At 76.0% G+C, this 20894-nt stretch carries 12 protein-coding genes; 1 reads left to right on the plus strand and 11 read right to left on the minus strand.

Annotated elements, in window-relative coordinates; translation table 11 throughout:
* Positions 1–90 precede the first annotated feature (90 nt).
* The 10 genes from AB0I16_RS31435 to AB0I16_RS31480 all read right to left on the minus strand — a co-directional run bounded on the left by AB0I16_RS31435 (position 91) and on the right by AB0I16_RS31480 (position 17708).
* Positions 91–2196 (minus strand): hypothetical protein, encoded by a 2106-nt coding sequence (locus AB0I16_RS31435; RefSeq protein WP_363253046.1) that lies wholly within the window; start codon positions 2194–2196, stop codon positions 91–93.
* A 3-nt stretch (positions 2197–2199) separates the two neighbouring features.
* On the minus strand, positions 2200–2682 hold the full coding sequence (locus tag AB0I16_RS31440) for a hypothetical protein (RefSeq protein ID WP_363253047.1): 483 nt from the start codon (positions 2680–2682) through the stop codon (positions 2200–2202).
* On the minus strand, positions 2679–4214 hold the full coding sequence (locus tag AB0I16_RS31445; RefSeq protein ID WP_363253048.1) for a hypothetical protein: 1536 nt from the start codon (positions 4212–4214) through the stop codon (positions 2679–2681). Before AB0I16_RS31445 ends, AB0I16_RS31440 begins: the two co-directional genes overlap by 4 nt.
* A gap of 66 nt (positions 4215–4280) precedes the next feature.
* Positions 4281–6179: an Hsp70 family protein gene (locus AB0I16_RS31450; protein ID WP_363253049.1), complete on the minus strand. Its 1899-nt coding sequence runs from the start codon at positions 6177–6179 to the stop codon at positions 4281–4283.
* Positions 6176–8317: an Hsp70 family protein gene (locus AB0I16_RS31455; RefSeq protein ID WP_363253050.1), complete on the minus strand. Its 2142-nt coding sequence runs from the start codon at positions 8315–8317 to the stop codon at positions 6176–6178. Before AB0I16_RS31455 ends, AB0I16_RS31450 begins: the two co-directional genes overlap by 4 nt.
* Positions 8314–8772 (minus strand): nucleotide exchange factor GrpE, encoded by a 459-nt coding sequence (grpE, locus tag AB0I16_RS31460; protein WP_363253051.1) that lies wholly within the window; start codon positions 8770–8772, stop codon positions 8314–8316. Before grpE ends, AB0I16_RS31455 begins: the two co-directional genes overlap by 4 nt.
* A complete protein-coding gene (locus tag AB0I16_RS31465) occupies positions 8765–9148 on the minus strand; it encodes a hypothetical protein (protein WP_363253052.1) in 384 nt (127 codons plus the stop codon). Before AB0I16_RS31465 ends, grpE begins: the two co-directional genes overlap by 8 nt.
* Positions 9145–14820 (minus strand): CHAT domain-containing protein, encoded by a 5676-nt coding sequence (locus AB0I16_RS31470; protein WP_363253053.1) that lies wholly within the window; start codon positions 14818–14820, stop codon positions 9145–9147. The genes AB0I16_RS31465 and AB0I16_RS31470 overlap by 4 nt, the downstream gene beginning before the upstream one ends.
* Positions 14817–17168, minus strand: a complete 2352-nt coding sequence (locus AB0I16_RS31475) for a hypothetical protein (RefSeq protein ID WP_363253054.1) — start codon at positions 17166–17168, stop codon at positions 14817–14819. The genes AB0I16_RS31470 and AB0I16_RS31475 overlap by 4 nt, the downstream gene beginning before the upstream one ends.
* A 51-nt stretch (positions 17169–17219) precedes the next feature.
* Positions 17220–17708, minus strand: a complete 489-nt coding sequence (locus AB0I16_RS31480; RefSeq protein WP_363253055.1) for a hypothetical protein — start codon at positions 17706–17708, stop codon at positions 17220–17222.
* 221 nt (positions 17709–17929) lie between these two features.
* Here AB0I16_RS31480 and cyc2 point away from each other — a divergent pair, with 221 nt between their 5' ends.
* Complete coding sequence (gene cyc2, locus AB0I16_RS31485; RefSeq protein WP_363253057.1) at positions 17930–20095, plus strand: germacradienol/geosmin synthase Cyc2; 2166 nt, start codon at positions 17930–17932, stop codon at positions 20093–20095.
* Here the strand turns inward: cyc2 and AB0I16_RS31490 are convergent.
* Positions 20079–20831, minus strand: coding sequence for a hypothetical protein (locus AB0I16_RS31490; RefSeq protein WP_363253059.1), 753 nt, complete (start codon positions 20829–20831; stop codon positions 20079–20081). The two genes, cyc2 and AB0I16_RS31490, sit on opposite strands and share 17 nt — an antisense overlap.
* Positions 20832–20894 lie beyond the last annotated feature (63 nt).

Consider the following 20894-nt stretch of genomic DNA (forward strand, 5'->3'; position numbering starts at 1 on the left):
CATGACCGGGGACGCCGCACGCCGATCGCACGCACCGACCGCCGCTGCGCCCGCGCTCCGCGCGGACGACGGGGGTTCAAAGACAGGCTCTCAGGTCCGCCGCCAGCGCCGCCAGAACGACCACCACCGGGGCGGCGCGGGCGGCGGGACGGGCGGGGGTGGCGGCGGTGCCGCGGGGAGGGACGCGCGGGCCGGCGCCGTGCCGATCGCCACGGCGTCGGGGCGGGGCAGCGGCACCACGGTGACCTCGCACGCCGCGGCGGAGACGGGGATCTCCACCCGCCCGGCCCGCAGCGCGCTGCGGGCCACGCGCCGCTCGTCGCCGAGGGACCCGTCGGTCCACGCCACGCGCACGAGGACCGCGGGCTCGGGCCAGTCGAAGGCCAGCTCGGCGCGGTCGGCGCCCAGCCGCCGTACACGCAGCCCATCGATGGCCGCCGGGTGTTCTATGACCAGGCTCGGGCCGGAGACGGCCCGGTCGCCGAGCACGCTCACCGCCGTCACCCGTACGCGCCGCTCGGGCGGCGGGGTGAGCTCCACGCGCGACTCGGCGCCGGAGGAGACGGCGGGCAGCCGGTCCGCCGCGCCGACGAGCGCGGAGACGTCCGTGCCCGGCGCGACCGGGCCCGCGGTCCAGGGCAGCAGGTGGCTCTCGCCGACCGCGGGCGGCCGCCAGGCGATGGTGATGCGCCCGCCGCCGGGGTCCTTGCGCACGGTCAGTTCCTCCACCGGCGAGGGCCACCGTTCGGCGCGGGCGGTGACGAGGACACCACGGGACCACACCAGGCCGCCGTCGGCGTCGCGGTAGCCGCAGCGCACCTCGTACGTGTACGTACCCGGGGCGAGCGGGGCGTCGAGGAGCCCGTCGTGGCCGCAGGGCACCCGCACCCTCGACCCCTCGCCCCAGCCGCCGGCGTCCCCGGCCGTCCCCGAGCGCGTGACCCGCACCTCGGCCGCCGCGGGGCCGGGCCGCCAGGCCAGCCGCAGGCCGCCCGGCACGGCCTCGGCGCGCAGCTCCGTCACGAGGGGGGTGATCAGCACCGGCGCGGTGACGCGCGGGACCCCGGCGATGCGGGAGCGGCGCAGCGGGAACACGGCGTACCGCAGGGTACGGCCCACCGGGGCGTCGGCGTCGACGGCGGCCGGGCTGTGCTCGTCCGCCGCGGTCTCCACCGCGAGGTGCGGGGCGCCGTCGGGGAAGCGGAGCACCCGGTAGGAGACGCCGTCGGCGCGGCGGGGCGGCGCGCACCAGGCCAGGCGCACCGTCCTGTCGTCCGTCGTGGCCGTCACCGCCGCCTCGGCAGGGGTGAGCGGGTCGTCGGCCAGGAGCGCGGCCACGCGCAGCAGCCCCGCCTGGGCGTCCGCGTCGTCCCTGGCCAGGCGGAGCGCGGCGAGCCAGGAGCGGGCGGCGGACCGCAGCGACCCCACGGCCTCCTGCCGGGCGCCGTCGGCGGTGAGTTCGCGCACCTCGGCGGCGCGGGCGCGGACGCCGTCCACGAGCGCGGCGAGGCGGTGGTCGTCGGGGCCGTCGGAGCTGTCGGGGTAGGCGGAGGCGGGCGGCAGCCGTGCCACGACGGCCTCCGCCTCGCGCAGCCGCACACCGGGCCATACGTCGTTGAGCGTCTCGGCGGCGTGCCGGGCGGGGCCCGCCGCGGGGAACCCGGCGGCCACGGCGGCGGCCAGGGCCCCGGCCTCGCCGCGGTGCACCCCGAGCGCGACGGCGTCGTCGGCCCGCGGGCTCTCCCCGCCGTCCCGCAGCCGGCAGCACACCTCCCACAGGACGAGCCGCCGCAGGCCCATCGCGTCGTCGCGTACGAGGGTCTCCAGGGTGTCGACCAGGGCCGCGGCGGCGAGGGCGCGCGGGTCGGCGGCCGAGAGCCAGCGCCGGCGGGCCTCCCGCACGTACGGCAGGTCGACGCGGGTCCAGTTGCCGCCGCGGCCGGGGAACCAGAGTCCGTCGAGGATGCGGAAGCCGTCGTCGGTGTCGGCCCTGGGGAGCGTGCCGAAGACGGCGTTCGCGGAGGCCGGCGCGGGCGCGGGCGGGCGCAGCACGTCGGCGGCGTGCCGGAAGGACAGGGCCGTCAGGGCGTCGTGCAGAGGGACGTAGCCGCGCATCGCGGGGGTGCGGGGCAGCACGGGGCGCGGCGGGCGGGTGCCGCGCGCCCTCGGGCGCTCGCCGGGGCGCAGGACCGCCATGGCTCAGCCGCCCGGCGCGGTGTAGAAGTACACGCGGACGACGGCGGTCCCGGGGCGTCTGCCGAGGTTGTGGAAGTCGTCCGTCGCCGTCTTCTCGGTGAACATGTCCCCGCGGCCCTTGCCGAGCAGGCCGTTCACGCGGTGCGCGTAGACGGTGCCGTCCGGGCCGCCGCCGAAGGTGAGGACGAGCGCGGCCGTCCGCCCCTTCCACTTCCGGGTGCCCTCGCTGATCTGCTCGACCAGATCCCCCTTGTCCCTGCCCGAGACCTTGAACTCCCGCGGGTCGCGGTCCACCGAACGCGGCCCCGTGGGTGTCGGGACGGGCTTCGTCGGCGACGGCTCGGGACGGTCGTCGGCCAGCGGGTCGGGCCGGTCGGCCATGGACACGAGTGCGAGCACGAGCAGCAGGTCGGCGAAGAGCCACCCGGCGAGCACCACAGCGCCGAGCCGCCCGCCCCGCCCGCGCGCCGGCCGCCTCCGGGTCACGCGGCGCCTCCGTCACGGGGGGCCGGCGCCGGGAGGCGGGTGGTCGGCGGGTCGAGCGGCTCGTCGAGCGGGTCGTCGAACGGGGCGGCGCGGTGTCCGTCGAGGGGCCGCGTGGGGGCGGGGAAGGGGGTGCTGGTGGGCGCGGGGTCGTCGGGGATGCCGCCGGACGCGTGGCCGTTGCCGGGGGAGCCGCCGGGGGCGGGCACGGGCTGGGGCGCGGCGCTCGTGCCGGTGCCGTACCCGCCGGTGCCGTACCCGCCGGACCCGTACCCGCCGGATGTCCCGCCGTTCACGGCGGTCGCGGTGCCGTTTCCGTGGCCGCCGTAGGACCCGCCGTCCGCGCCGTACACGGCGTTCGCGCCCGGCTCCTGTGCCGGGGCGGCGACCTGGAGCGGCATGGCTCCGGCGAGCGCGCCCATGCGGGCGTCGAGGCGGGCCGCCGCGTCCTGCCAGTGGGCCGCCGCGGCGTCCCAGCGCTCCGTGGCCTCGCGCATGCCGTCCACGGCGTCGCTCGTCCGGCCGGTGCTCGCGATCAGGGCCTGGGACGCCTGTTCCGTCGCCTCGACCACCGACTCCGAGCGCGCCACCAGCGACTGCTGCACGGTCACCAGGGCCTTGAGCGACGCCTCCACCGTGTCGCCCGCCGACTTGACCTGGCTCGCGATCTTGCCGGCGGCGATCGCGCCGGCCCGCCCCGCCCTGGCGGCCTCCGCCGCGCCGTCGCGCAGCGTGGTGTCGATGCGGTCGGCGACGGCGCCGAGCTTGGGGACCTCCTTGGTGAGGGTCAGCGCCGCGTTCTTCAGCGCGTCGGTGGCCTGTCCCACGGACGCGGTCGCGCCGCTGAGCGCCTGGTGGCTCCGCGCCGCCTTGGCGGTCAGGTCCCCCATCTCCTTGGCGGCCTTCGTCAGCTCCGCCGCGAACTGCTGCGGTGACGCGCCGCGGTGCGGCGCCAGCACCATCTGCGCACGGGTGAGGACCGAGGCGAGTTCGGCGAGGAGCCGCTCGCGCGCGGCCTCCTGCGCGGCCTCCTCCCGGTCGGCACGCACCCGCACGCGCGCGTGCCAGCAGGAGAGCGCCACCAGCAGGGCGATGAGCAGGACGGCCATCAGGGCCACGTTCTCGAAGCGGCCCAGCGAGGACAGGTGCCCGCCGAAGCCCGACTGCCAGAGCTGGAGGAAGGGGCGCGTCGCCTGCTTCGGCTGCTCCTCGGCCAGTTCCCCGTAGGCCCGCACGGCCTCGCGCAGGCCGTACCAGGTGATCAGGAGCGGCACGAACACCAGCACCCCGAGGGCCGCCTCCAGCAGGCGGTCCCGCTTGCCCGACGCCTGTTCGGGCGGTGAGATGACGCTCTCCGGCCGTACGTACGCCTGGACGAGGTCGACCTCCGCCCACTGGTCGAGCCGCGACACGGAGCCCAGATCCTTGTTCAGCGCGTCGAGTTCGGCGGAGCGCGGCGACAGCTCGGGCAGGGCCGCGAGACGCCGCAACTCCTTGATGATCAGGGTTTTGTCGAGCAGTTGTGCGGGCGTCAAGCGCTTTCCTCCCTGGCGCGCGGGGTGGCTCACGAAGTGGGGTACGAGCTCTCTGGCCGTGGGGTCCTAGCCAAGGACGTCCCCCCTGCCACGCCGGTTCCTGCCGTCACGGTTCAGCCGCCGCAACAGCGCCTCGGCGTCGGCGTGTTCAGGGTCCCACGTCAGGCACTTCCCCAGGGCCTCGATCGCCTCGTCCCGCTCGCCGCGCCGGTCCAGCTCCACGGCGTGCCGGTAGGTGCGCTCGGCGAGCAGGCCACGTACCCGTACGTTCGTCGGGTCGTGCCCGTACGCGCAGGTGAGCCACCGCTCGGCGTCGGCGAAGTGCTCGGGGGACATGTCGGCCATGGCCGCCGCGCAGTGCACGTCGATCATCGCGTCCAGCATGTCGGCGCCGGCCGGCCTGGTCGCCGCGTCCTGCCAGGCGATGTGCGCCGCCTGCACCGCGTGGTCGTAGTGGCCGAGCGAGAGCAGCGCCTGCGCGCGGGCGAGCTGCCGCCGGGACGCGCGGTCGAGCACCGGCGCGGGCCCGGGGGCCGCGGGCGGCCCGGGGTCGGGCGGGGGCGCGGTCCGGTCCAGGCCGTCGATGAGCTGCTGCGCCTCCGCGATGATCTCGCGCAGCAGCGCGGACGCCTCGCCCGCGCGCCCCTGCCCGATGAGCAGCCGCGCCTCCTCCACGGCGCGGGCCGCGCGGGGATCGTGCGCGACGCGCGGGTCAGGCGCCGCGGAAGGCCGCCGTGCGGCATCCGCCGCGTCCGCGCCGGGGAGGCGGCCCGCGCCGTCGGACAGGCGTTCCCCGTCGCCGCCCACCAGCGTGGCCGTGAGCGGGGGCGCGTCGGAGAGGGTGTCCTGGGAGAGCGCGGCCGGGTCCAGCGGGCCCTCCTCCAGGGCCGAGGGGCCCGAGGACGCGGCGCCGCCGCCGAGCCGCAACGCGTGCTTCAGCGCGCCCAGCGCGAGCAGTTCGGGAGTGGCCCGCACACAGCGCCGCCCGAGCCCCGCGACCCGCGAACGCACCTGCTCCATCCGGGTGCTGCCGCCCACGAGGAGCAGGGTGTCCACGTCCTCCCGCCGCATCCCCGACCGGTCGAGGAGCGTCTGCGCCCGGTCCAGGGTGCGCCGCACGTGCCGGTCCACGTACGCGTCGAAGTCGTGCCGGTCGATCCGCACCTGGAGCGGCGGCCCCCCGCCGAACCGCAGCCCGAGCATCGCGGCCTGCGGCCCCTTCGCCCTGCCGAGCGCCTCGCGCGCCTCCTGTCCGCGCACGCGAAGGCCCTGCCATACGGAGGTGTCGGGCCCCGCGGCCCGCCACGCGCCGCCCCGCGGCAGCAGCCGGACCGCCGAGGACAGCAGCTCCGTGTCGAACGCGCGGCCCCCCGACGTCGTGCCGCCCTCGTAGCCGAGGGAGCGGAAGTGGCCGCGCACGCTGCGGATCAGGCCGAGCTCGAACCCCTCGTACCCCATGCCGTAGACCAGGCAGGTGCCGCTGTCCCGCTCCGTGGTGTGGCCGATCACCGCGGCCATGGAGTCGCTGACGAGACGCGCGGGTTCGAGGCCCGCCTCGCGCGCCGCGTCCCGCAGGGCCGAGCGCTGCGCGGAGCCGAACCGCGCGGGCACGCTGATCACCGTCTGCGCGACCCGGCCCGGCGCCGCCGCCTCCACGCGCTCGCGCAGGGACCGCAGCCTGCGCACCACGATCTGGTCCGCGTCGGCCGCCCCCTCGGACGTCCGCACCGGACGTCCGCTGCCCAGGCGGCTCTTGAGGCTCGGGAACGTCACCGGCAGCGTGCCCGTCTCCGCCGGCTCGCACAGGAGCCACGGCCCGTCCTCGCCCTCCTCCGCCTCCAGGCGCCTGCCGGGGCCGTCCGGCAGCGCGAAGAGCGCCCGCAGGCCCGTGGCGCCGAAGTCGATGCCGAGGCTGACGGGGGCCGCCCCCGGCGCGGGGCGGCCGCCCCGCCGTGCCTGCGTCATCCGCCCGCCGTCTCGTCGGAGAACCGCAGGATGCCCTCGTAGTCGGGCCGGTCGGGCAGCGTCGGCACGGCACGCTCGGACTGGGCCACCGCCACCAGGTTGACCAGGTTGCGCGCCTGCTGGGCGGTCTGCACGCGGTTGCCCTGCCGGTGGGCCTGCTTGACGTACTCCACCGCCTCGTTGATCTGCCGGACGGTCTCCGGCGGCGCGCCCTCCGAGGCCAGTTCGGCCTGGCGGAACTGGCTGGCAAGGCCGCACTGGCGGTACATGTCGTCGAGCAGCAGCTCCGTCAGGCGCTTGTACTCGCCGCTGTCGCCCATCGCCACCGCCCGCTGCGCCTGCTCGATGTCGCGGCGCACCTTCATCGCCTGCACGGGCTCGATGTAGGGCCCGTACCGCCGCAGGAAGTGGTCGGCCTCCCGTTCGGCGAAGGCCAGCTGCTCGCGCAGGACCGCGCTGTCCAGCTCCTCCACGGGCTCGGGCGGCGGCGTGCGCGGCTTCTCCCTGTTGGGCGTGGCCTCCAGCACCATGTCGGTGCCGCGCACGCTGATCTTCACCGTGATGATGCGGTCCGCCGAGTAGTTGAAGGAGACGTCCACCTGCCGGTTGATCTCGATCTCCTGCGGCAGTTCGAACTCCACCACGCCCTGCTCGTGGTTCTCGCTCGCCACCTTGCTGTCGCCCTCGTAGACCGGCACCCGGATGCGGCGGCTGTCGGTGGCGCGGAAGGTGCGCTGGCGCGGTTCCGAGAGCGGGTACGGCGAACCCGCCTCGATGATCTCCACGAAGACGTCGTGCTGGCTGCCCTTGATCGCGGCGATGCCCATCGCCATCGGCGTCGACTCGTACAGGCCCGTGTCGCCCTTGGACCGCCCGTCCGCCAGGCTCCGGCCGCACGCCGAACAGGCGACCGCCCCGTACTCGTTCACCTTCGCGCACTTCGGGTCCGAGCACTCCACGCCGCGCAGCGTCTCGGCGAGGACGCCCGCGCCGAACGCCACGCACTCCATGGGGTTGATGTTCCTGCGGACCTTCGGCGCGCCGAAGAACGCCTCGACCGCCTCGTACACCGGCCGGGTGAGCGTGCCGCCGCCCACGAGGAGGACGTCGGAGATGTCGTCCGTGGACAGCTCGTAGCGCGCCAGGGTCTCCTGGACCAGCGCCATGGTCCTGCCCACCAGCGGTGCGATCATCGCGTTGAAGTCGGCGCGCGTCAGCTTCATCTCGACGTCGAGCACGCCGTTCTCCCCGCGGTAGGCCGCGGGCACCACGATGTACGTCTCCTCCATGTCGTTCAGCTCGCGCTTGGCGCGCTCGGCGGCCTTCTTCGCGTGGAAGAGGAACGCCTTGTCGCCCGACGGGTCCACGTGGTGCTCCTCGCGCATCCACGCGATGATCCGCTCCACGATCGCCAGGTCGAAGTCGTCGCCGCCCAGCCAGATGTCACCGGCCGAGCGCAGCACCTGGAACTGGCTCCTGCCCTCCTGGTCCTTGACCGCGTTGAGCACGGAGATGTCGAAGGTGCCGCCGCCGAGGTCGTAGACGAGGACCCGGCTGCGCGCCCCGCCCGGCTTGTGCAGGCCGAAGGCGACCGCGGCGGCCGTCGGCTCGTCGACGATCTTCTTCACCACCAGGCCCGCCTTCTCCGCGGCCTCGCGCGTGGCGGCGCGCTGGGCGTCGCGGAAGTACGCGGGCACGGTGATCACGGCGTGCGTCACGGGCTCGCCGAGGGTGCGCGAGGCGTCCCTGACCAGCTTGTCCAGGATGACGCTGGAGATCTCGGCGGGGGTGCGGGCACGGCCGCCGAGCACCACGTGGGCGCGCGGGTCGTCGTCGGGGCCCGCGACGATCTCGTAGCTCATCCGGTCGCGCGCCTGCGCCACGGAGCCGTCGGCGAAGTCCCGCCCCATCAGCCGCTTCACCGAGGCGATGGTCTCCTTGGGCTGCATGATCGCCCAGTTCAGGGCGTCCTCGCCGACCAGCGGCTGGTCCTTGCCGTCACGGTGCATGACGCCGACGACCGAGGGGGTGAGCCGTTCGCCCTTGCTGTTGGTGAGCACCGCGATGTCCGCGCGGTGCGGATCGTGGGCGGCGACAGCGCTGTTGGTGGTGCCGAGGTCGATGCCGATGGCCTTCATTCCCGCTCCGTTCCTTGCTCCGTCTCGCCGTCCACGGCGACGACCACCCGGGCGGCACGCAGCACGTGCCCCCGGTACCGGTATCCGCGCTGCACCGTCTCCAGGACCTCGCCCGCGGCCGTGCCGGGCGGCGCGGCACGGGCCTCGGTCACGTGGTGGGTCGCGGGTTCGGCCCGCTCACCGGGGCGCCCGATCCGTTCGAGCCCTTCGTCGGCCAGGGCCTTCTCCAGCTGCCCCGCGATCAGCGCGACGCTCCTGCGGTACGTGGCGGCGTCGTACGCCGCGCCGTCCCCGCCGTCCCCGTCGCCGGCGTCGTCGGCGAGGAGCCGGTCGAAGGAGTCGAGGACGTCGGCACAGCGCAGCAGCAGCCGCTCGGTGAGCGCCTGGTGGGCGGCGTCGCGGGCCGTCAGGTCGCGGGCGTGCTCGTAGGCGAGACGGGCCGTGGGATCAGACATCGAAGCGGACGAGGTCGGCCACCAGGCGCGCGGTGGCCTCGGGCACGGTGTGCCGCGACGCACCCGGCGCCGGGTCCTGCTGCGGGTCCTGCGGTGCGGCTTCCAAGGCGAGCTCCCGGTCGATGTCCGCCGCGGCGAGCGGCAGTTCGGCTTCCATGTCCACGTCGTACAGCAGCAGATCGACGAGCAGCCTGCGGCGTACGCCGCGCAGCTCGTCCCAGGCCTGCTGGGTGACCGGCGTCATCAGATGCCGGGCCAGCAGCTCGAAGGAGACGTCCCGCAGGTCGGCGTGGGTCGTCCAGGGGGTCACGCCGACCGGGGCGAGCGCGTCGTAGGGGAAGGGGCCCTCCCAGCTCGCGTCGGGGTCCTTGATCACGCGACACTGCCTCCTGCCGCTCGGTTCTCGGGGGTCTTCCCGCCGTGCCTCAGCTCGGTCTGCCAGCGGCGCACCGCGTCCAGGAGCGCCCGTCTGATCCGGCTGTTCGTGGGGTCCGCGCGGGTGGCGCGGAACAGGTGGTGCAGCGCCCACAGGATCTCCCCGCGGCGCAGCGCCAGCTCCGCCTTGTCGGTCAGCTCCGCCGCCCACGCGGGCAGGTCCTCGTCGTCGGGCGGCGTCTCCTGGCCGTCGCTGCGGATCAGGTCGCCCATGCCGCCGACGCCGAGGTGCCGGGTCAGGAGCTTCTCCATCTCGTCGAGGGCCTCGCCCAGCGTCTCGCGGTAGCGGTGCGTCAACGCCTGGCCGAGGCCCACGTCGAGCAGCCCGAGCGCCTCGTGCAGCAGCTCAAGGCGCTCGGGCACCGCGTACGTGCGCTCGTCCAGGGTAAAGACCAGGGACCGCGCCAGGTTGTCGCGGGCGTGGTTCGACTCCGGGTTGAGGGCGAGGGCGCGGCGCAGGTCGGCCTCGGCGCCGTACACGTCGCAGCGCATGCCGTGCTTGGTCCGGGTGTAGCCGCGCCACACGCCGCGCAGCGACAGCAGCGCCGACAGCTTCGCGTGCAGCTGGCCGAGCAGTTCGCGGTCCAGCGGGTGCAGCACCTCGGCCGCCGACTCCACGAGCGTGACGGCCTCGTCGAGGGCGGGGCCGAGCTGCGGCCCCTCCTCGGTGGACAGCGCCTCGACGCGGCCGAGCACCGTACGGATCACGGCCTTCTTGGACCGGGCCTGCATCCCGGCCCCGCGGGACACCTTCACCAGTTCCGACCACTGCTCCAGCGCCGCGCCGAGGCCGCCGTCGCCCCGCGTCAGCGCCGTCCTCGCGAGCGCCAGGCGGACGTGGACGGCCAGTTCGACGCCGTCCTGGAGCAGGCGGGCGTGGCGGCTCGGCAGGCGGACGTAGGCGGGGTTGTCGCGCAGGAACGCCAGGCAGTGCCCGCACTCCTCCAGGTGGCCGGCCGACGACGCGGGGCCCGCGCAGTCCTCCGGCAGGGTCGTCAGCGTGCGCGGCGCGGGCAGCTCGCGCAACGCCTGCTCGAACTTGCGGACCTCCGAGAGCGCGAAGCTCCGCGCGAGCCCCGAGAAGGCCCAGCGCAGCTCGCGCACCGCGTACTCGCCGGGGTCCCTGCCCTCCTTGGCCGCCGCGTCCAGGCTCGCGACGAGGTCGCCGAGCGGCGCCTGGAGGCACAGCAGCCGCAGATAGCGCGGGCCGCACGCCAGCGAGGCGCCCGCGCCAGGCACCGCGGGCAGGCCGCCCACGTCCTTCAGGACCCGCGCGCCGCCCAGCTCCGACTCCAGGAGGCCCGCCAACGCCTGGTAGGCGGCGGCCTGTTCCGGGCGGCCCTGCTCGGTATGGCGCTGCTCGAAGGCCGAGAGCTGCCCGAAGAGGTGCTGGTTCAGCTCCCAGCGCAGCGCCGCCATGTCCTCCTGTGTCAGCTCCCTCTCGTACGCGGTGGCCCGCTCGGCACGCCAGCCGTCCCAGTACTCGTCGTCGCTCAGGAGGGTCGCCCAGTACACGAGCGCCGCCTCCCAGGCGCTCACCGCGTGCTCCCACGCCCCGCTCTGCTCCAGCTCCTGCGCCTGCCACAGCCGGGCCACCGCGAGGCCGTGCACCACCGCCATGTCGCCGGGCGCCGCCCGCAGCCGCCGCTCCCACTCGGCCACCGCCGCCTCCCTGTCCCTGGCCAGCAGGAGCAGCAGCGGGGCGTCGCCGGGGAAGCGTTCGCACAGGGTGTCGAGGAGCGCGGGGCCCTCGTCGGGGGAGAGCCGGGACAGGGCGTCCCGCAGGGCGGGGGCGGAGTGCCACCGGTACAGCAGGGCGTCGAGCTGGAGCCGCCGGCCCGGCAGCCGCAGCCGCTCCAGGGCGACGCGCTCGTGCCAGGACATCGAACCGCGTTCGAGCAGCGCGTACGAGGCGTTCTTGACGACGTCCATCGAGGCGCCGGGGTCCACGCCCGCGTCCCGCAGGGCCAGGTACGGGAACGCCCGGTCCCGCACGGCGAAGGGGTCGGCCACCAGGGGCGCGCCGGTGAGGCCGTCCGCCCAGGGCAGCAGCCCGAGCAGCCGCCGCAGCCTGCGGCACCGCACGTCGGCGCGGTCCAGCACGCCGCCGGCCCTCTCGTACGCGGCGACGGCTCCGCTCCACTGCCCCGCGGCCTCCTGGAGCCTGCCCTCGGCGTAGGCGAGCTGGGCGTCGGCGTCCCGGTGGCCCCGGCACCGCCCGAACTCCTCGGCGGCCCGCCGCCACTCCTGGTGCGCGTCGGCGACGCGCCCGCGCGCGTAGGCGGCCAGCGCGGGGGCGTCCCCGTACCCGTCGAGCGCCTCGGCCTCCCGCGCGACGCGGGCCCAGTCCCCGTCGGTCTCGGCGAGCCGCACGCGCGCGTACCGCCCCCGCGTCTCCGCGTCCCCGCCGAGCGCCCCCGCGACCTCCGCGTACGCCTCGACGACGCGCCGCCACGCCTCACTCGTCCCCGCCCCGGCCTCGGCGACGCGCGCCCGCACGTAGCCCCGCCGGGCGGGCACGTCGGCCCAGTCGCCGGGCAGGGCCGCATAGAGGTCGTCGGCGTCCCGCCAGCGCTCGGCCAGCTCGTGGGTGCGGGCGAGGGCGTAGCGGTGGAGGCGGGTGAGTTCGTCCGGCGGCGGGGAGGCAGCGGGGCCGGGGTGTTCGGCCGTGCCGTCGGGGGTGCCTGCCGGGAGCGCCTCCGCGTAGATCGCGCAGGCGCCCGCCCAGTCGCCCGCCTCCTCCGCCCTGCGGCCCTCCGCCTCGCGGCGCAGCGCGGACACGGTGCCCTCGCGCGCCCCGTCCGGCACGCCCGAGAGCAGGCCGAGGACCGCCGTCCAGTCGCCGCGCAGATCGGCGGCGACACGCGCGCGTGCGTAGCGGCGGCGTACGCCCACCTCGCCGTCGGCGTAGGCGTCGGGCAGCCGGCCGAAGCCGTCGATGACCCCGGTCCACTCGCCCCGCCCGTCGGCGGCCCTGCCCCGCGAGTACAGCACGCGGTCCGGCACGTCGAGGATCTCGGACGGCAGCCCCCCGAAGTGGCCCAGGGCCTCGGACCAGTGGCCACGCTCCTGGCAGAGCCGGCCCAGGGCGTACGCGCGGAGGTGGGGGGCGTCCGGCGGGACGCCGTCCGCGGACGCGGGACCCCGCACGGCCCCTCCGCCCTCCGCAGAGGACTCCCCGGCCACCGCCTCGAACGCCTTCTCCGCCGCCGCCCAGTCGCCCTCCGCCATCGCCGACCTGCCCTCGGCGTACCGGCGCAGGGCCCCCGCCGAGCGGTGGCCGTCCGGCAGGGGGCCGAGCAGGTCGTGTACCGCCCGCCAGTCGCCCGCCTCCGCCGCCGCAAGCGCGGAGTCGTACACGCGCCGCCGCAGGTCGCTCAGGAGCGGTTCCGTGTCCGCGCCCCGCGCGGCGGCGGCCGACAGGTCGGTGAGGGCATCCACCACGCGGCCCGCGTCCGCCGCGCCGCGGCCCCGCGCGCACAGGAGCCGCACCGCGCTGTCCCGGAACCCCGCCGCCGCGTAGGACCGTACGGCCGCCGCCCAGTCGGCCCGCGCGTCCGCCGCGCGCCCCGCCGCGTACGCGCACCAGCCGTCCTGGCCCGCCCGCGCGAACGCCTCCCGCGCCGCCTGCCAGTCCTCGTCCCCGGCCGCCGCCCGGCCCCGCGCGTACCAGGCGCGCTCGTCCGCGTCCTCGACTCCCGCGCACGCGCCGTACGCGGACTCCGCCGCACGCCAGTCCTCGCGCTCCTCGGCGGCCCGGCCCGCCACGAGGGCGGCGTGCGCGCGGGCGGCGGCATGGCCGGGACGCAGGGCGAGGACGGTCCCGTAGGCCTGGGCGGCGGTCGCCCAGTCACCCGCCTCCCGCGCCCGCGCGGCGTCCGCGAGCGTCCGCGCCACGTGCAGCTCGTCGCGGGCCGACGCGAGCCGCGCCGCCACGTCACGGGGGCCCCCGGGCCACGCGGCGAGCACCTCCTCGTAGCGGCTGACGGCGGTGGCCCAGTCGGCCTCCGCCTCCGCCGCCCGCCCCTCGTCGACGAGCGCGGTCATCCGCCGCAGCCCGGCCACCTCCGCCGCCAGGCAGTCGGGCACCGGCCCCGGCAGGCGCTCACCGACCACCGACAGCTGGTCCGCCGCACCCGCCGCGTCCCGCTCCCCGGCGAGCAGTTCGCAGAGCCTCTCGACCTCGGGCCAGGCCAGTTCGAAGGCGGCCTCGGCCCGCATCCGGCGCTGCTCGTCGGCGTACTGCTGGGTCGACGTGCGCAGGATGCGCTGGACCTGCGCCCACTGCCCGAGGTCGCGCTGGTGGCGCGCCGCGCGGATCAGGACGGTCGAGTCGACGTGGCCGAAGGGGCTCCGCAGGGTCCGCAGCGCGTCCGCGCCCTCGCGCAGCGGGTCCGCGACCGCCCCGCCGTCGTCCCGCACCTCACGCGCCTTGAACAGCCAGCCCTGCCTGCACTCCTCGTGGAGGAAGAGCGCGGGTGTCGCCCACTCCACCGCCGTGTGCCGCGGCTGGTGGGAGATGTGCAGCCGGGCGGTGGCCATGGCCTCGTCGATCGTCCGGTTGGCGGCGATGCCCTTCAGGAGCTCCGGGCTGAACGCGCCCGCCGAGACGTCGCTGACCTTCCCCCGCATCGCCACCACGGCGGGCACGCCGTCGCCGATGAGCGCCTGCGCGAGCCCGGAGAACGGTTCGAGGTGCGAACTGTCGGCCCCCGAGCAGAGGTTGAGCGCGACGAGGCGCAGCCGCTGGGCTTTCAGGAGCATCGCGCCGAGCAGGTCGGCGGGCACACGGTCGACGCCGCCGTCCCGCGTCTCCAGGGAGACCACGCCCTTGCCGATCTCGTCGTCGTACGACCCGTGGGCGATCAGGAGCACCGCCGTGGGCAGCTCGGGCTGGTCGGCGAGCGCCGCCTCCAGACCGGCGCGCGTGGCCCGCTCCACCACCTTCATCCGCACGGCCACCTCGGGCAGGTCGTGCCGGAGCGCGGCGATCTCCGCCGAGGCCCGCAGCGGCGCGAGGCCCGCGGGGGAGGCCCAGGCCACCAGGAGCCTGATCAGGCTCGGCTCGTCGGCGGACTCCGGCAGGCGCCCGCCGAGCGGCCCGCCGGGCAGGGAACGCACCAGGGAGTAGCCGTGGTTCAGGGCGAGGGTCTGCTGGGGGCTGTTCGCCGGCGCGCAGAGCGATTCCAGGGGGAGGTCGCGCAGCTCGGGCGGCAGGTCGAAGCGGAGCCGCAGGCCACGCGGCGGCCGCATCCGCTGCGCCCTGTCGAGCGACGCGTCGACGCAGGCCCCGACGCGCGCCCCGATCGCCTCGCAGGCCGCGTCCGCCGTGCCCGGCTTCTCCGCGGTCCTGCCGGGTTCGCCGAACAGCAGCCCGAACACCCCGCGCCCCAGCTCCTTCAGCTGGGCCACGGTGTGCTGCTCGCCCATCGGCGCCCGGCCGAGCTCCGCGGCGATCAGCCGGTCCCACCGCCTGCTGAACTCCGCGGGCTCTCCGCCCACCGCGATGATCTCGGCGGCCGACGCGGGGCCGCTCGCCGTCACGAGATAGCGGGCCGCGCCGACACGGCGGACCCGGATGCGCAGTTCCTCGTACGTGAGCACGGCCGTCACCGCTCGCTCTCGTCGGGCTGCCACATCACGTGGTCGAGATCGGCGACCGCGGCCTCGCGCTGCTCCACGAGGTCGGGGTCGTCGGGGAAGAGTTCGAGCGCGGCGGTGAGCCGGTCGATGGCCTCGCGCAGGGTGGCCCGCGCGCCGGAGAGGCTGCCCGAGCTCCAGCGGGCCAGGGCGAGCCCGCGCAGCACGACGCCGAGGCCCACCTGCGCCCGCAGCAGGTGCGGGTTGAACGCGACGGAGCGGCGCAGATCGGCGGCGGGCCCGTCGAGCGGCTCCTCCTGGTCGTTGGCCACGGAGATGCCGCGATCGGCGAGCACCCGCGCCAACTGCCCCTCAAGGCGGGCGCGTTCATTGGCACCGATCACCGACCGGGTCGCCTCCAGGGTGGACACCGCGAGGCTCAGCCGCCCGCCGTGGTGGGCCACGCGGGCCGCGCCGAGCGCCATGTCGACGATGGCGGTCTGCGTCTCGCGGTACCGCTCGATCTCACGGCTGTGGACCAGGGCGCGGCGCCAGTACGCGGCGGCGGCCGCGAAGTCGGGCCGCGCGGCCAGCAGTTCGGCGCGGCCCATGCCGAGGCGCGCCTCCAGGGCCAGGCCGCGCGCGTCGAGGACGAGCCTGCGGTGCTTGTCCGCGAGCCCGGCGTACCCGGGGTTCAGCTCGTCGAAGCGCGCGCACCCCGGCTCGCACACGGCCGACTCGCCGGGGCCGCCGCCCCGCGCCCGGCAGCCCGGGCAGCGCAGTTCGGTCAGGGCGGCGAGCGCGTCGGCGGGCTTGTTCTGGCCCAGCAGGAGCTGCGCGAACCCCAGTTCGGAGAAGGCGTATGTGAGGGAGGTGTACGCCGCCGAAGCGGCGGGCCCCGCAGCCGCGCCTCCCGGCGGGGCGGCGGCGTCCGCCGTGAGCACACGGTCCTCGTGCGCGGCGGCGAACGCCCCGAACTCCGCCGTCCTGCCCAGCTCCGCCACCCGCAGCGGCCCGCAGAACAGCGGCACCCCGCCGCCGTCGGCGGACGGAAAGCCGCCCACGGCCGCGAGCAGCTTCGCCGCGTCGGCCTCACGCTGGAGCAGCGGTCCCGGGGCGACGCGCGCCCCGGAGCCGTCCTCGGGCATGCGCCGCTCGATCAGCTCGCGCAGCCCGGCGCGCACCTCGGGGACGAGTGACTTCTCCACGGGTACGCCGTACCGCCGCCCCGCGGTGGCCCGCAGCCGCTCCCAGAACCCCGCGTCGTGCAGCACGGCCGCCCACGCGGCGACGCACCGCTCCCACTTCCGGCCGCCCGTGTCCTCGGGGGAGTGGAGCAGGGCGAGCGCGAGGCTGTGGGAGACGCGATGGTCGGCGGGGTCGCGCCGGACCGCCGCGTCGAGCAGTTCCACGGCCGCCGCGCGCCGCCCGCCGCGTATGAGCACCACGGCGTGCAGGGGGGCGAAGCCGCCGGGGTCGCTGTCGAGGCTCCGGGACGCGTCGACGAGGGCGCAGGACCGCCGCCACGCGTCGCCGCCGGGTCCGGCGCCGTCCCCGCCCTCGCGGCTCTTCCCGGCTCCGGCCCTGGCCCCTGCTCCGACTCCGGCGCCGTCCCCGCCCTCGCGGCTCTTCCCGGCTCCGGCCCTGGCCCAGTCCCCGTGCCCGGCTCCGACTCGGGCCCCGGCTCCGACTCCAGCCCCGGCTCCGACTCCGGCCCCGTCGCCGTTCCCGGCCGCGTCCCCGTTCCCGTTCCCGTTCCCGTTCCCGTTCTCGTTCTCATCGAGCAGCAGGGTGAGGGCCGCCCGGCGCAGCCGCAGGGCCACCTCGCGGTCGGAGCGGCCCGAGAGCGCGGCGAGCACCCAGCGGGCCTCGTCGTCCAGGGGTGCGGCGCGGGACGCCTCGCGGAGGTCGGCGACCGCGGCTGCCGCGTCGCCCGCGCGGGCCCGTACGTAGGCGCGCTGCACCAGGCTCCGGCCGTGCGGGGCCGCGCAGGCCAGCGCGGCGGTGAGATGGCGCTCGGCGGCGGCGAGGTCACCGCGGTGCGCGGCGGCGCAGCCCAGCCAGTGCAGCGGCCCCGCGGCCGTGGGCCGCAGCCGCCGCGCCCGCTCGAACTCCGCCACGGCTCCTTCGAAGTCGGCCGCGGCGAGGCGCACCCGCCCGATCCCGGTACGGGCCCGCGCGGCGACACGCCGCCCCCCTGCCTCGGGGGAGCCGTCGCCGTCCGGGGCGGGCGCTTCGCAGGACTCGCCCCCGGCCGCCGCGAGCGCCGCCAGGAAGTGCGCCTCGGCCGCCCCGCCGTCGCCGGCGGCCAGGGCCTTCTCGCCCTCGGCGCAGGCCCGTTCCGCGCGGCCGGGTTCCGTATCCGCGGTCTGCGCAGTCACAGTCAGCCCCCGTTCCACGGCGAACGCACCGCCGTGCCCTTCGGCCGGCGGTCAGCCGGCGGCCTCGTCAAGGACCGAGCGCCAGCGTCCCTGGGCACGGTCGTAGTGCAGCGGCCCGACGGAGAACGCCGTCAGGTCGAGTCCGGCGAGCCGCTCGTACGCCTCGGCGGGCAGGTCGGCCTCCAGGACGATGCTCAGCCCGCCCACCGGGTCCTGGAGCAGCAGCGGCCGCGCCTCGTGTGCCTCGCCGAGGGCGCCGGGAGCGGACGACGCGGGGCGCGCCACCTTCCGTACGAGCCCCTTGAACGACGCGTACGCGTCCTTGACCGCCTCCGCGCCCAGGCCGCCGAGGAACGCCTGGAGCGGCAGGGAGACCAGGACCATCCAGGGGATGTCCTCGACACCGCGGTGGTCGACGGCGCGGCGGGTCCGGGCCGGCGGGGCGCCGAGTCCGGTCAGCGCGGCGACGAGTTCCTCGGCGAGGCCGTCGGGGACCTCTTGGCCGAGGATCAGTTCCGCGCGCGGCGGCACGTCGGTCATGGCGGCTGTTCCTTCCGGGGGCGTGGACCGCAGCCTAGGGGCGTGGACCGAGGGCCCGGGGGGAAACGGGTGATTCACCGGGGGACCGGGGCCTCGGCCAGGCGCATCGGGGGCGCCGCCCCTGCTCCCCGTGCGCCCTCGGCGCGCCCCCGGTTCACGCGATGGTGCGATGACCGGCAGCCGCACGGATGGCGCCGAAAGGCCGCGGGTAGTGCCGCGCCATGACGCAACCGTTCGAACTGCCGAGCTTCTACATGCCGTACCGGGCGCGGCTCAACCCCCACCTCGCGGAGGCGCGCGCGCACTCCACGCGGTGGGCGCGCGACATGGGCATGCTGGAGGGCTCCGGCGTCTGGGAGCAGAGCGACCTCGAAGCGCACGACTACGGCCTGTTGTGCGCGTACACCCACCCCGACTGCGACGCCCCCGCGCTGTCCCTGATCACCGACTGGTACGTGTGGGTCTTCTTCTTCGACGACCACTTCCTCGACATGTACAAGCGCGGCCGGGACCGCGCGGCGGCCAAGGCGCACCTGGACCGCCTGCCCCTCTTCATGCCGATGGACCTGACGGCTCCCTTACCCGCGCCGGAGAACCCCGTGGAGGCGGGCCTGGCCGACCTCTGGGCGCGCACGGTGCCCGCGATGTCCGCCGACTGGCGCCGCCGCTTCGCCGAGTCCACGGGGAACCTGCTGGACGAGTCCCTGTGGGAGCTGTCCAACATCGACGAGGGACGGGTCGCCAACCCCGTCGAGTACATCGAGATGCGCCGCAAGGTGGGCGGCGCCCCCTGGTCGGCGGGGCTCGTGGAGTACGCGACCGCCGAGGTACCCGCGGCCGTGGCGGGGACCAGGCCGCTGCGGGTGCTCATGGAGACGTTCGCCGACGCCGTCCATCTGCGCAACGACCTCTTCTCGTACCAGCGCGAGGTCGAGGACGAGGGCGAACTCAGCAACGGCGTGCTCGTCCTTGAGACCTTCTTCGGCTGCACGACGCAGGAGGCCGCCGACACGGTCAACGACGTCCTCACCTCGCGCATGCACCAGTTCGAGCACACCGCCCTCACCGAAGTGCCCGCGCTCGCCCTGGACAAGGGCCTCGCACCGGCCGAGACCGCCGCCGTGGCCGCGTACGCGCGAGGGCTCCAGGACTGGCAGACCGGCGGCCACGCCTGGCACCTGCGCTCCAGCCGGTACATGAACGAGGGTGCCCTCGGCACGTCGCCGCCGGCCGGGCCCACCGGCCTCGGCACCTCCGCCGCCGACATCGGAGCGCTGCTCGCCTCCGCGGGGGCGGAGAGGGTCCGCGCCTTCACGCACGTGCCGTTCCAGAAGGTGGGGCCCTCGCTGCTGCCCGACTTCCGGATGCCGTTCCCGCTGCGCCTCAACCCCCACCTGGAGACCGCCCGGCGGCACGTCACCACCTGGTCGCACGCCATGGGCATCCTCGCGGAGGGCGTCTGGGACGAGGACAGGCTCGACGCCTGCGACCTCCCGCTGTGCGCGGCGGGCATCGACCCGCACGGCACGCCCGAAGCCCTCGACCTCGGCTCGCAGTGGCTCGCCTGGGGCACCTACGGCCACGACTACTACTCGCTCGTCTTCGGCCACCGCCGCGACTTCGCCGCCGCGAGGGCCTGCACCGAGCGCCTCGCCGGATGCATGCCGATCGGCGACGAAGCCGCCACCGTCCCCGCGAACGGCATGGAGCGCGGCCTCACCGACCTGTGGCGGCGCACCACGGTGAACATGACGGCGCGGCAGCGCGAGGCGGTCAAGGACACCGTCGTCGTCATGACGGAGAGCTGGCTGTGGGAGCTGGCCAACCAGCTGCAGAACCGTATCCCCGACCCCGTCGACTACCTGGAGATGCGCCGCGCCACCTTCGGCCTCCGGCTCACCATGAGCCTGCGCCGCATGGGCCACGGCCCGGTGGTGCCGCCCCGGGTCTACCGCAGCGGCCCCGTGAGGTCCCTGGAGAACGCCGCCACGGACTACGCGATGCTCCTGAACGACGTCTTCTCGTACCAGAAGGAGATCGAGTACGAGGGCGAGATCCACAACGGCATCCTGGTCGTGCAGAACTTCTTCGGCTGCGACTACCCGACCGCGCTCGGTGTCGTCCACGATCTGATGACCCGGCGCATGCGGCAGTTCCAGCACGTCGCCGAACACGAGTTCCCCGTCCTGTACGAGGACTTCGCCCTCTCGGCCGAGGCCCGCGCCACCATGGACGGCTACGTCGACGAACTGCGGAACTGGCTCTCCGGCATCCTCAACTGGCACCGCGGCTGCCGGCGCTACGGCGCCGACGACCTGGCGAGGCGATCCCACGGCTTCGTGCCCGACCTGGCGCCGAGGGCCCCCTCGCTCAGCGGACCGCGCTGATGGCCGGCTGCTCGGCGGCCACGCGCGCGTGGCGGACGGCGGCCCGCGCCAGAGCCCGTACGACCGGGTGCGGGCGCGAGCCGTCACCGGCCAGCTCGGGCTGGAAGAGCGTGGCCAGGAAGAAGGGATGGCCCGGCAGTTCGGCGATCCGCGCCCGGCCCGCCCCGTCCGCCCCGGTGAAGCGCAGGCCGTGCGCGCGCAGCGTGTCCAGGTGGGCGCCGGGCCCGTACGAGCAGTGGTAGCGCTCGACCGAGGAGGGCGCCCCGATGACGGACTCGGCGAGCGAACCCGGCGTGAGCGTCACCGTCCCCTCGTGGCCGACCAGTGAGCAGGCGAGCGGCACGATGAGCGGATCGCCGGCGTCCGGGTCGTTCTCCGCGTGCGCGACGCCCGTGAGCCCGCAGACGTCACGCGCGAACTCCAGCAGCGTGTGCTGGAACCCGCCGCAGGTCCCGAGGAACGGCACGCCGTCCTCGCGGGCCGTGCGGATGGCGGCGAGCGCGCCCGCCTCGCTGCGGTAGGGGCTGCCGGGCAGCACCCACACCGCGTCGAAGCCCCGTACGGCACCGGGCTCCTCCGCGTCCTCGGTCCCGATCCAGTACGCGTCGAGGAACAGGCCCTCGCGGGCGGCGAGCGCGTCGAGGAGGAGCGGCACGCGGGTGTGGGACGTGACGTCGGGGGAGCGGTCGCCCACGAGGGCGATGCGGGCGGGCGCGGTGACGGGAGCCGTGGTCATGCCCGTCATCCTCGGCCGGACCCACCGTTCACGTCCAACGATGAAACGTGCTCCACCCATCAG

Source organism: Streptomyces sp. NPDC050703, assembly GCF_040654435.1.
Lineage (GTDB): Bacteria > Actinomycetota > Actinomycetes > Streptomycetales > Streptomycetaceae > Streptomyces.